The sequence below is a fragment of the Streptomyces sp. IBSBF 3136 genome (assembly GCF_036815105.1).
Classification (GTDB): domain Bacteria; phylum Actinomycetota; class Actinomycetes; order Streptomycetales; family Streptomycetaceae; genus Streptomyces.
This window is the reverse complement of record NZ_JAJSZC010000238.1, coordinates 1-11877: the sequence shown is the minus strand read 5'-3', so window position 1 is coordinate 11877 and position 11877 is coordinate 1. Positions and strand designations below refer to the sequence as shown.

The 11877-nt window shown below is 74.2% G+C and carries 8 protein-coding genes and 1 riboswitch; of the genes, 4 read left to right on the top strand and 4 right to left on the bottom strand.

Going from position 1 to position 11877, the window contains the following annotated elements:
- The 3 genes from V7E45_RS33955 to V7E45_RS33945 form a co-directional block, all read left to right on the top strand.
- On the top strand, positions 1-1079 hold a 1079-nt coding region (locus V7E45_RS33955; protein ID WP_443056324.1), incomplete at its 5' end, for a PP2C family protein-serine/threonine phosphatase.
- A 249-nt stretch (positions 1080-1328) separates the two neighbouring features.
- Positions 1329-1495, top strand: a riboswitch (cyclic di-AMP (ydaO/yuaA leader).
- A 9-nt stretch (positions 1496-1504) separates the two neighbouring features.
- Positions 1505-2542, top strand: coding sequence for a M23 family metallopeptidase (locus V7E45_RS33950; protein ID WP_333778089.1), 1038 nt, complete (start codon positions 1505-1507; stop codon positions 2540-2542).
- A gap of 130 nt (positions 2543-2672) precedes the next feature.
- Positions 2673-3620: an aldo/keto reductase gene (locus V7E45_RS33945; RefSeq protein ID WP_333778088.1), complete on the top strand. Its 948-nt coding sequence runs from the start codon at positions 2673-2675 to the stop codon at positions 3618-3620.
- 85 nt (positions 3621-3705) lie between these two features.
- On the opposite strand, the gene V7E45_RS33940 is transcribed toward V7E45_RS33945, so the two are convergent.
- The 4 genes from V7E45_RS33940 to V7E45_RS33925 all read right to left on the bottom strand — a co-directional run bounded on the left by V7E45_RS33940 (position 3706) and on the right by V7E45_RS33925 (position 8997).
- On the bottom strand, positions 3706-5001 hold the full coding sequence (locus V7E45_RS33940) for a PrsW family intramembrane metalloprotease (RefSeq protein ID WP_333778087.1): 1296 nt from the start codon (positions 4999-5001) through the stop codon (positions 3706-3708).
- Between the two features lie 71 nt (positions 5002-5072).
- A complete protein-coding gene (gene trmB / locus V7E45_RS33935) occupies positions 5073-5915 on the bottom strand; it encodes a tRNA (guanosine(46)-N7)-methyltransferase TrmB (protein ID WP_333778086.1) in 843 nt (280 codons plus the stop codon).
- 377 nt (positions 5916-6292) lie between these two features.
- Complete coding sequence (gene lhgO, locus V7E45_RS33930; RefSeq protein WP_333778085.1) at positions 6293-7510, bottom strand: L-2-hydroxyglutarate oxidase; 1218 nt, start codon at positions 7508-7510, stop codon at positions 6293-6295.
- 62 nt (positions 7511-7572) lie between these two features.
- Complete coding sequence (locus tag V7E45_RS33925) at positions 7573-8997, bottom strand: MFS transporter (protein ID WP_333778084.1); 1425 nt, start codon at positions 8995-8997, stop codon at positions 7573-7575.
- 770 nt (positions 8998-9767) lie between these two features.
- On the opposite strand from V7E45_RS33925, the gene V7E45_RS33920 reads away from it, so the two are divergent.
- On the top strand, positions 9768-11846 hold the full coding sequence (locus V7E45_RS33920; RefSeq protein ID WP_333778083.1) for an asparagine synthase-related protein: 2079 nt from the start codon (positions 9768-9770) through the stop codon (positions 11844-11846).
- Positions 11847-11877 lie beyond the last annotated feature (31 nt).

Below are 11877 nucleotides of genomic sequence, written 5' to 3'. Positions count from 1 at the left end.
GGCGCCGGGGCCGCCGCCCGGCCCCGGGCACCCTCGCCCGCGCCCTCCCGACGCTGCTGATCGCCGGCGGGATCCTGTACGACCTGCTCACCCCGCGGGCGTTCACCGCCGTCCCCTTCTTCACCGCCGCCCCGCTGGTGGCCGCGCCCCTGTCCTCGCTGCGCACCACGGTGCTCACCGGCCTCGCCGCCCTGTTCGCCACCTTCGCCGTGCAGGCCCGCTTCGGCACCGGCGGGGACGCCAGTCTGGTGACCGAGGTGGTCACGGTGGCCACCGTCGCCCTGCTGGCCGCCGCCATCAACCGGGTCGTACGCCTGGGGGACCGGCGGCTCGCCTCGGCCCGGGAGATCGCCGAGGCCGCCCAGCGGGCCGTGCTGCCCGAGCCGGCCGCCCGGATCGCCGGCTTCGACATCGCGGCCCGCTACGAGGCGGCACGCAAGGACGCCTTCATCGGCGGCGACCTGTACGCCGTGCAGGACACCCCGCACGGCGTCCGGCTCATCGTCGGGGACGTGCGCGGCAAGGGCCTGGGCGCGGTCGCCGCCGTCGCCGTGGTGATCGGGGCGTTCCGGGAGGCCGCCGAGCAGGAGACCACGCTGGAGGCGGTGGCCGAACGGCTGGAGCGCGCGCTGGCCCGCGAGGGCACCCGGCGCTACGGGATCGACGCCTTCGAGGGTTTCACCACCGCCGTCCTCGCCGAACTCCCGCACCGCGAGCCCGTCGTCCGGATCGTCAACCGCGGTCACCCGGCGCCGCTGCTGCTGCACGCCGACGGCTCGCTGCGCAGTCTGACCCCGTGCGAACCCGCGCTGCCCCTCGGCATGAGCGACCTGGGCCGGTGGCCCGACCGGTCGACCGAGTACGTCTTCCCCGGCGGCGCCACCCTGCTGCTGTACACCGACGGCCTGTCCGAGGCCCGGGACGCGCACGGCCGCTTCTACGACCCCTGGCGCAGGCTCGCCGGCCGCCGCTTCCCCGACCCGCGCACCCTGCTCGCCCGCCTCGCGGCCGAGGTGCGGCGGCACTCCGGTGGCGGCACGGCGGACGACATGGCGCTGCTCGCCGTACGGCGGCCCTGACCGGTGTCCCCTCGACCACCTTCACCCAGAGTGACCGGACGGAAGCCCTCCGCATCACATCTGAGTCACCATCAAAACCCCTGAGACTGCTGAGCTCTGGTCAACTCGCCCGCTTTCCGCCGTTCCTGACGCGTACGTCCAGCCGAAAGAACCTTAATGATCAAGCCGAACGGCTTGGAATCTCACAGTCAGGTCTATTAACGTTCGATAACGCAGCGCGGTCGTCCCAGCCGTCACCAGAGGCGGCTCCGTGCGCACGCGCCGAATCCCGTAAGGGAACCGGGGAACCACCACCTTGGGGTGAATCACGCGAATACCGCCGTGAACCGTACTGGTCCACGGCTCGTATACGCGCGTAGGAGACCTTCCTGCTCCGAACCCGTCAGCTAACCCGGTAGGCGGAGGAAGGAAAGGAGTACGCCCGCGTGGCGTCCAACCGGCCTGCCCCAGAAGCCCCGTTCGTGCCGGCTCAGCGTGAGTCCGACACCTTCGGCTACGGCGAGTACCGCACCGAAGAGGGCCCCTGGGAGGAATGGAATCCCACTGAGGAATCCATTCGCCCCGTGCGCGGCCGGCACCGCGTCGCCAAGCAGCGCGGCGGCGGACTCGCCCGCAGCTCCACCGTCCTCGGCGTCGGCGTCATCGCCGCAGTCGGCGCGGGCGGCATGGCCAGCGCGCACACCGGCAAGCCGCCGGTGTCCATCTCCATGCCCGACCTCCCCTCCGTCGGTTCCCTCTTCGACGACGGCTCCGCCGACGCGCCCGCGGCCACCACGGCCTCGCTGAGCAACGTCGGCACCGCATCAGCTTCCGCCGACAGCGACCGGAGCGACGCCGGCGAGGCCCTGCGCAACCGGATCATGGCCCAGGCCGAGCAGCAGCAGAGCAGGGCCGAGACCAAGGCCACCGCCGCGGCGGTGGCCGCCGCCGACAAGCAGACCGCCGACGCGGCCGCCAAGGCGGAGAAGGAGGCGGCCGCCAAGGCCGCCGACGCCAAGGAGAAGGCCGAGGCCGCCGCCAAGAAGCAGGCCGAGCAGGAGCGCCTGGCCGAGCTCGCCAAGCAGTTCCAGCTGCCGGTCGTCTCGTACACGATCACCGGCACCTTCGGCCAGCCCGGCTCGATGTGGTCCTCCGGCTACCACACCGGCCTCGACTTCGCCGCACCCACGGGCACCCTGATCAAGGCGATCCACGGCGGCACCATCACCGAGGCGGGCTGGGCCGGCGCCTACGGCTACCGCACGATCCTCACCCTGGACGACGGCACCGAGCTGTGGTTCTGCCACCAGTCCTCGATCAACGTCAAGGTCGGCCAGAAGGTCGGCACCGGGGACGTCATCGGGCGGGTCGGCGCCACCGGCAACGTCACCGGCCCCCACCTCCACCTGGAGGTCCACCCGAACGGCCAGGCCACCGGCATCGACCCGATGACCTGGCTGCGCGGCAAGGGCCTCACCCCCTGACCGGCCGCTGAACCGGCCCCCTCAGCCCTGACGGCACCCCCCCGGACGTCAGGGCTGCGGGCCGTCGTGTTCACACACCGTTCTCGGGAGAACCGGAATGGGCGGTGCCGCAGTGACGGTTGAGACAGGCATGACTGCTTCCCCGCGCAAACTCGGCACCTCCGGCCTCGAGGTCTTCCCGCTCGCCCTCGGCGGCAACGTCTTCGGCTGGACCGCCGACGAGAAGACCTCCTTCGCCGTCCTCGACGCCTACACGGCCGCCGGCGGCAACTTCGTCGACACCGCCGACTCCTACTCGGCGTGGGTCGAGGGCAACAAGGGCGGCGAGTCCGAGACGATCATCGGCAAGTGGCTCAAGGCACGTGGCAACCGCTCCGACGTCGTCGTCGCGACCAAGGTCAGCCAGCACCCGGAGTACCAGGGCCTGACCGCCGCCAACATCAAGGCCGCCGCCGACGCCTCCCTGCGCCGCCTGGACACCGACTACATCGACCTCTACTACACCCACTTCGACAAGCCCGAGGTGCCGGTGGAGGAGATCATCGGCGCACTGGACGAGCTGGTGCGGGCGGGCAAGGTCCGGCACATCGCGGCCTCCAACATCAGCCCCGAGCGCCTGCGGGCCTCCCTGGACTTCTCCGACCGCGAGGGCCTGGCCCGGTACGTGGCCCTCCAGCCGCACTACAACCTGGTCTCCCGCGACACCTACGAGGGCCCGCTGCAGGACCTCGCCGCCCGTGAGGGCCTCGCCGCGGTCCCGTACTTCGCCCTCGCCTCGGGCTTCCTGACCGGCAAGTACCGCCCCGGTACGCAGGTCGACAGCGCCCGCGCCGGCTCGGCCGCCAAGCACCTCCAGTCCGAGCGCGGCCAGAAGGTCCTCACCGCCCTGGACGAGATCGCCGCCGCCCACGACGCCCCGGTGGCCACGGTCGCCCTCGCCTGGCTGGCCTCCCGGGCGACGGTGGCCGCCCCGATCGCCTCGGCCCGCACCGTGGAACAGCTTCCGGCGCTGCTGGCAGTGGCGGAGCTGGAGCTGACGCAGGAGGACCTGGACCGGCTGACCCTGGCCTCCGCCTGAGCCCCGCCGCGCCGGGTCCCGGTCACCACCGGCCCGGCGCGGTCCGGCGCCCGCCGCCGGGCCCGCGTGAGCCGGACGACAGGCCCTAGGTCCGATACGGGTTGTGGACGGGGTACGGCACCGCCGGGTACCCGTGGGGCGCCCAGTACGCCGTGGCCGCGGGCACCCGCATGGATGCCCCGGCCGCGTACTCCAGCGCCGGCCGGGCGACCGCCCTGCGCCGCCACAGCTCGGCCAGCAGCTCCCGCTCCCGGTCCACGAAGCCGGCCCCGGCCCGCCCGAGCCGCCCCCGGTGCCGCAGGAACGCCAGCGAGGTGGCGTAGGCCTCGTACTCGGCCACCGCCCGCGCCGCGGGCCGCCCCCCGAGGTGCTGCCGTGCGTGGTCCCGCGCCGCGCGCCGCGCGCGCATGGACCCCAGGACGAACGGCTCGGCCGGCCCCAGCCACCCGGCGTACACGTAGACCGGCAGCTCCTCGCGTACGGTCCGCAGCTCCCGCTGCCGCGTCCAGATCGCCAACCAGGTCAGCAGGCCGAACGCGGGCACCATGAAGGCGCCGTAGACCGCGAAGAACCCGAACGGGCCGAAGGTCGAGGAGCCGTTCCAGAAGGCGTGCATGCTCATCGCGAGCAGCAGCCCGCCGAGCGGCACCAGGGCGCGCCGCGCGTGCTGCCGCTCGGCCGAGAGCGCGGCGACGCCGAAGCCGATGCCGGTCAGCACGGTGAACAGGGGGTGCGCGAACGGGGACATCACGACGCGCACGAAGAAGGTGGCGGCGGTGACGGATGCGATGCCCCTGCCGCCGGTGACCTGGTCGGTCCCGAAGGCCGTGCCGAGGTAGAGGATGTTCTCGGTGAAGGCGAACCCGGTGGCGGTGATCCCGGCTATCACCACGCCGTCGACGATCCCGGTGAAGTCCCGTCTGCGGAAGAGGAAGACCAGGAGCACGGCCGCGGCCTTGGCGGACTCCTCCACGATCGGCGCTATCACGGTCGCGCCGAGGGTGTCGGCGCCGGCCGGGTCGGCGGTCGCCGTGGCGATCCACTTGGTCGCGAAGGTGTTGGCGACGATGGCTATGAGCGCGGCAGCGCAGGCCCCCCAGGCGAACGCGAAGACCAGGTTCCGCCAGGGGCCCGGTTCCACCCGGTCCAGCCAGCGGAAGGCGGCTATGAGCCAGGGCACGGGCAGGACCGCGAGTCCGAGGCCGACCAGGAAGCCCTCGGTGCCGGTCTGCCGGCGCACCATCGCGAGGATCACGAGGCCGGACAGCGCCAGCAGCGTGATCAGTGCTCCGTAGCGCACCCGGCGGCGCTGCCACCAGTGCGGGTGCGCCCCGCTTCCGGGGCCGGGCGGGAAGGTCGGGTACGGAGGACTGGTGGCCACGGCATCGACCCTAACGGGGGACCGGACGGACGGTGCCGGCGCTGTCGCCGGACCGGCTGGTTCCGGCGTGCTTACGGGTTCCGGCGAGGTACGCGGCGGAAGAGCAGGTCGTTCACCACATGTCCCTTGTCCAGTCCCTGGCCCTCGAAACGGGTCAGCGGCCGGAACCCGGGACGCGGCGCGAAACCGCCGTCGGCCTGGGTGTTCTCGAAGTCGGGGTGCGCGTCGAGCACCTCGAGCATCTGCTCGGCGTAGGGCTCCCAGTCGGTCGCGCAGTGCACGATCGCGCCCGGCCTCAGCCGGGTCGCGGCCAGCGTCAGGAACTCGGGCTGGATCAGCCGCCGCTTGTGGTGCCGCTTCTTGGGCCAGGGGTCCGGGAAGTACACCCGCAGGCCGTCGAGCGAGTCGGGCCGGAGCATCTCCCGCAGCAGGATGATCGCGTCCCCGTTGGCCACCCGGACGTTGGACAGACCGTTCTGCTCGGCCAGGTTGAGCAGGTTCCCCTGGCCCGGGGTGTGCACGTCCACGGCGAGGATGTTGGTGCCGGGGTCGCCGGCCGCCATCTGCGCCGTCGCCTCGCCCATCCCGAAGCCGATCTCCAGCACCACGGGGGCGTCGTTCCCGAACAGCTCGGCCGGATCGATCACCCGCTGCCCGTCGATGTCCAGGCCCCACTTGGGCCACAGGCGCTGCAGCGCGTCCGCCTGCCCCGCCGTCACCCGGCTGCGCCGCGGCTGGAAGCTCCGGATCCGCCGCTCGAAGTGCGACCCGGCGGGATCGGCCCTCGGGCCGTCCGGGAACCGCGGCTCCCCCTTGACCCGGCTGTGCCGGACGGACACACCGGGAAGATGCGGGGACGCCGGCTCGGCGGGACCGGACCGGGGGGCTTCGGAGGCATTCAGCGAGTCAGACACAGTGCCACGATTTTACGGCGCCGACCGCCCCCACCCGACGGCCCTCGTCCCGCCCCCGCCTGAGGGTGCCCGTCAGCGCCGCGGAGACCCTGCAGCGCCGCGCGGGCCCTCGCCGGCGCGCGGAGGGCCGCATCAGCGCCGACCGTCGCCAGCGCCGCGCGGGGGACGTCATCGGCGCCCCGGGCGTCTTCACCGGCGCTCCGTCCGCCCCCGGCCGCGGAGGGCCCGTCAGCGCCGCGGAGGCCCTGCAACGCCGAGCGGGAGCGCGCCGGGAACGTCACCAGCGGCGGACGCCACCAGCGCTGTGAGGCACCTCACCCACGAGGCCGAACCCCACCCGGCACGCGGGGGACCTCATCAGCGCCGCGCGCGGGGCCTTACGCCGCCGCGAGCATGGACAGCGCCCGGCGTCCCACCTCCCGGCCGATCGGCAGCGAGGCGGTGGCCGCGGGCGACGGCGCGTTCAGCACGTGCACGGTCCGGGCGCCCTCCTGGATCAGGAAGTCGTCCACCAGCGTCCCGTCCCGCAGCACCGCCTGCGCCCGCACCCCGGCCGGTGCCCGGACCAGATCCGTCTCCTCCACCGCGGGCAGCAGCCTGCGCACCGCTTGGAGGAACGCCCTCTTGGACACCGAGCGGCGCAGCTCACCGGCGCCGTACCGCCAGTGCCGCCGAGCGATCACCCAGGACCCCGGCCACGCCACCGTCCCGGCCAGCTCCCGGGGCCGCACGACGCCCCAGCCGTACCCCTCCCGGGCCAGCGCCGGCACGGCGTTGGGCCCGATGTGCACGCCCCCGTCGATCCCGCGGGTCAGATGCACCCCGAGGAAGGGGAACGCCGGGTCCGGCACCGGATACACCAGACCGCGCACCAGCTCGGGCCGCGCCAGCTCGTAGTACTCCCCGCGGAACGGCACGATCCGCACCCCGGGCTCGTCCCCGGCCAGCCGCGCCACCTCGTCGCAGTACAGCCCGGCGCAGTTCACCAGCACCCGCCCGCGCACGACCTCCCCGCCCGCGGTCAGCACGGCCACGCCCCGCTCCGGCCGGCGGTCCACCCGCACGATCCGCGCCCCGTAGCGGATCTCCGCCCCCGAGGCCCGGGCGAGCTGCCGGGCCACGCCCACGAAGTCGCACACGCCGGTCGTGCCGACGTGGATCGCGGCGAGTCCGCGCACCTCGGGCTCGTACTCGCCGATCTGTGCGCCGCCCAGCTCCCGCACCGGTATGCCGTTCTCCCGGCCGCGCTGCACGAGCGCGTGGAGGCGCGGCAGCTCGTCCCGCTCGGTGGCGACGATCAGCTTGCCCGTGACGGCGTGCGCGATGCCGTACTCGGCGCAGAACTTCACCATCTCGGCGGCGCCCCGCACCGCGTACCGCGCCTTGAGCGAGCCGGGCCGGTAGTAGATCCCGCTGTGGATGACCCCGCTGTTGCGCCCGGTCTGGTGCCGGGCCGGTCCCGGTTCCTTCTCCAGCACGGTCACCCGCGTACCCGGCGCCGCCCGCGTGATCGCATACGCCGTCGACAGCCCGACGATCCCGCCCCCGACCACCAGCACGTCGCAGTCGTACGCACCGTCCCGCACCTGCACCACCTCCCACCTCGATAGTGCACTGCGCCACTGACAGCGCCTTCAAACGCGGGAGGGCGGCGCTCCTAGGCCAGAGCCATCAGCAGCGGCCTGGCCCGCTCCCGCAGCTCGGCCACCCGCGGCTCGTCCCCGTACGGCTCCAGCCGGTGCAGCAGGTCCTTCACGTACTCGGTCGTCCGGGCGGACGAGATCCGCCCGGCCACCTCCACGGCCCGCACCCCCTGCTCGCACGCGGCGTCCAGGTTCCCCGACTCCAGCTCGGCGACCGCGGAGACCACCAGCCGCAGCCCGTGCGAGCGCACGAACTCCTCCGTGGGCTTCGACAGCGCCTGCTCGGTGAACCGCCGCACCTGGCGCGGCGCCTTCAGATCGCGGTAGCACTCCGCGGCATCAGCGGCAAAACGGTCATAACCATAGAAGCCAAGCCATGTGGGGTCGTTGTCACCTTCCCTGGACCGTTCGAGCCAGCTCTCCGCGGCCTTCAGTGCCGCCCCCGCCGCCTGCGCGTCCCCGGCGCGCGCGTGGGCCCGCGCCTCGACCAGCCGGAAGAAGCTCATGGTGCGCGCGGTCGCCAGTCCGCGGTTGCGCTCCAGCGCGGCCTGTGCGAGATCGACGCCCTCGTCGCCGAAGCCCCGGTACGTCGCCTGGAGCGACATGGAGGCCAGCACATAGCCGCCGAGCGGGACGTCAGCGGCCGCGCGCGCCAGCCGCAGCGCCTGGATGTAGTACCGCTGCGCGGCCTCCTGCTGGCCGGTGTCGAAGGCCATCCAGCCGGCCAGGCGGGTCAGTTCGGCGCTGGCCCCGAACAGGGCGCGGCCGACCTCGTCGGAGTAGGAGCCGAGCAGCAGCGGCGCCGCCTCCACCCGCAGGCACTCGGGCACCATGGACGAACGCCAGTCGCCGCCCCCGTACTTGGAGTCCCAGCGCCTGGCGTCCTCGGCGGCCTCCCGCAGCTTCTGCACATCGCTGTGGCCGACTTTGATCGGTGCGCCGGAGCCCTCGGCGGAGTTCGCCTCCCGCGCGACCGAACTGTCGGCGGGGGTTATCAGCCACCGTGACGCGGGCGTCGCGTACGCGCTCACCGCGAAGGACCCGGCGAGCGACTGCCAGATGCCGCCCGTGCCGGCCCGGCGCCCGGCCAGGTCGAGCCGGTACAGCTCCGTCGCCGACCGCACCGCCTGGCCGACGTCCCGGGGGAAGGCGAGGCCCACCTCGGGTGCGGGGTCCGCGTCCGCCAGGCCGATCTCGTGGAGCGGGACCGGGCGGCCGAGCTTCTGGCCGATGGCGGCCGCGATGAGGTGCGGCGCCGCTCCCTGCGGCACCATCCCCTTCGACACCCAGCGCGCCACCGAGGTCTTGTCGTAGCGAAGCGTCAACCCGCGTTGGGCGCCAAGGTCGTTGACGCGTCGCGCGAGTCCTGCGTTGCTGATTCCCGCGAGGGCGAGAACGGTGCCGAGTTTTTCGTTCGGCCCGCGTTGCTCCCTGGACATGCGCCACCCCTCGACACAGACGGCTGCCGCGCTGGCATAACCGTGCGGCATTCGTAAACCCAGCGTAGTTCGCCGCATCCCAAGCGTTAAGGGGCATTGTTCCGGTTGGCGGGATTGTGGCCCGTACGGGAGTACGGCCCTGTACGCACCGTGCACGGGCTGCCGCGACGTGCCCCCGCCCGTGTGGCCGTGCGCCCGTCCGTGCGCCTTACTCCGGCCATCGGGGGAGCGGTTCCATGGCTGTTGCGTGGGTCGGCCCGCTGTACTGGATCCAGCGGGCTGGGGGACACCGCCACCTTCATCCCCGCGGGTGGCGGACCGGTCCGGGAGGCGAATCCCGCCTCCCGGACTGTGCGCGAACGCGGGGCGTCATACGCTGCCCAGGCCTGTACGGAGCGTGCTCGAATCTCGTGGGCCGCAGTCGAATTGGCTGAAAATCGACCCCGCCTCCCGCCGGTGATTTCCGTTCCCACCACGGCACTTGAGGGCGCGAAGGGCGTTTTCGGGGCGCGTTCCGGGGGCGCATTCGCATCGCACCTTACCTGCGCCGACCTCGCCCCGCGCCGTCACCCGCCTTGCGCGGCAGGGCACTTCGGGCGCACCCGACGCGGCACCCGCGCGGCCGCCCTCCCGCCCGCCGCACCGGCCCGTGCGGGATTTTCCCTCGATCGAAGGCGGCGTCACCGCCCCTCCGCGGCGCGTTCTTCATGGCAGCATGGGGACCCGGTTCGTGCGGTGCTCTGTGTGGTCCACAGCCTGTGGAGGCGTCGATGCGGTGGTTGGTGGGGTGGAGCAGCACCGCCGCGGGCGCTTCCGGAACGGGTACCGCGGGCGCCACCGGCTACGACGGCGAGACCCTGCACCCCGTCGGCTCCCACCTCCTGTGGGGCGACCCCGACCCCCTGTGGGCCGTGGGCGACTGGCGGCCGGACGAGGTACGGGTGGTGCGGGCCGACGCCCAGAACCGGATCGCCGTCCTCGGCACCTGCGCGGCCGGCGACGAGGAACTACGGCGCGCGCTGTTCACCGCGCGCGGGGGCGCACTGCGCCACCTGACCACCTGGCCCGGCAGCTACACGGCCGTCGTCCAGGTCGGCCGCCGGATCACCGTCTGCGGCGACCTCGCGGGCGCCCGGCCGGTGTTCCACACCCCCTGGGCAGGCGGCACGGCCTACGCCACGGCCGCCCTGCCGCTCGCCGACCTCATCGAGGCCAACCTCGACTTCGGCCACCTGGCGGCCCTGCTCGCGGCCCCCGACGTACCGGCCGCGCTGCGCGACACCACCCCGTACGAAGGGGTACGCCGCATCCCGCCCGGACACGCGCTCGTGCTGCGCGCGGGAGCGCGCGAGATCGCCGGGTACGAGCCGGTGGCCTCCCTCGCCGTGGCCGCGCCCCCCGCCGACCCCGACCGCGCGGTGGACGCCGTACGGGACGCGCTGGTCGAGGCCGTGCGCGCGCGGATGTCCGCGCCGCGGCACGTGCCCGACCTCGACCCCGGACCGGTGCCCGGCATGGGCCCCGCCGAGCGGCGCGCCGCGCGCGGCATGCCGATGCCCGGGATCGGCGCCGACCTCTCCGGCGGCCCGGCCTCCGGCACGCTGGCCCTGCTGGCGGCGGGACTGCCCGGCCGGCCGGGCACGCTGCTCGGCCACGGCACGGGCGCGGGCGAGCGGCTGCTCGCCGTCACCTTCAACGACCTGGCCGTCGGCGGCCGGGAGGCCGAACTGGAGCGGGCCGGGACCCTCGCGGCCAACCCGCGCCTGCACCACGTGGTGGTCACCGGCGGCGAGGAGACCCTGCCGTACGCCGACCTCGACGGCCCCCTCACCGACGAGCCCGGCCCCTCGCTGGTCACCGCGGCCCGCCACCGCGCCCGGTTCGCCGCGGGCAGCGCCGACCACTTCACCGGCCACGGCGCCCGCCAGGTCCTGGACGCCCATCCGGCCCGCCTCGCCGACCTCCTCATGGACCGCAAGCGGCGCCACCTGGTCCGCCCGGTCGCCGCGCTCGCCCGGGCCGACGGCTCGGTGATGGTCCCCGCGCGCGTGTACGGCGCCGCACGGCGGCTGGCGCGCACCCCCTACCGGACCGGCCTCGAACTGCTCGCCGAGCGGCTGATCCGGCGCCGCTTCGACGAGCCCAAGGGCGCGGTCGGCGCCTCCCTCGCCGCGCTCGCCTGGGCGAGACCCGGGCCGGCGGCGCGCTGGCTGACCGGAGAGGCACTGGCTGAAGTATCGGTTCTGCTCGGGTTCGAGCCGGACCGCTCCACCCTGGGCGCGAGCCAGCGCCCCGGCGAGTTCCACGCACGGGCGGTGCTCGCCCGCTACGCCGCCGACCTGCGCGTCCTGGAGCAGGCCGCCGAGATCCGCTCCCAGCGGCTGCACGCACCCTTCCTGGACAACCAGGTCGTCCGCGCCTGCCGCGAACTCCCCGAGGCGCTGCGCGTCCAGCCCGGCGCACGCTCGGCCGTGCTGCGCACCGTCCTCCAGGGCGCCGGCGTCACCGACCTCCCGCCCGGCTGGGGCACCCCCTCGCACGCCTCCTCGGCGGCGGCCACGCGCGCGGGGCTGCGGCTGGCCGCCGACTCGCTGGTGGACCTCTTCTCCACCCCGTTCCTGGCCGAGGCCGGCCTGGTCGAGGCCCGGGTGGTCCGCAAGGCCCTGCGTGCCGCCGCGGCCGGCGAACCCCTGCCCCTGGACGGCCTGGCCGACCTGGTCTCCCTGGAACTCTGGCTCCGCCGCCTGCTCTCCCGCCGCGGCACCTGCTGGACCGGCACCCCCGCCCGCGCGCGTGCCGTCCCCTCCGGAATCCAGCCGAGAAGAGACGCCCTGGCCTCCGGCGCCTGACGGCCCACGAACCGGCCCCACCCGACGGCCC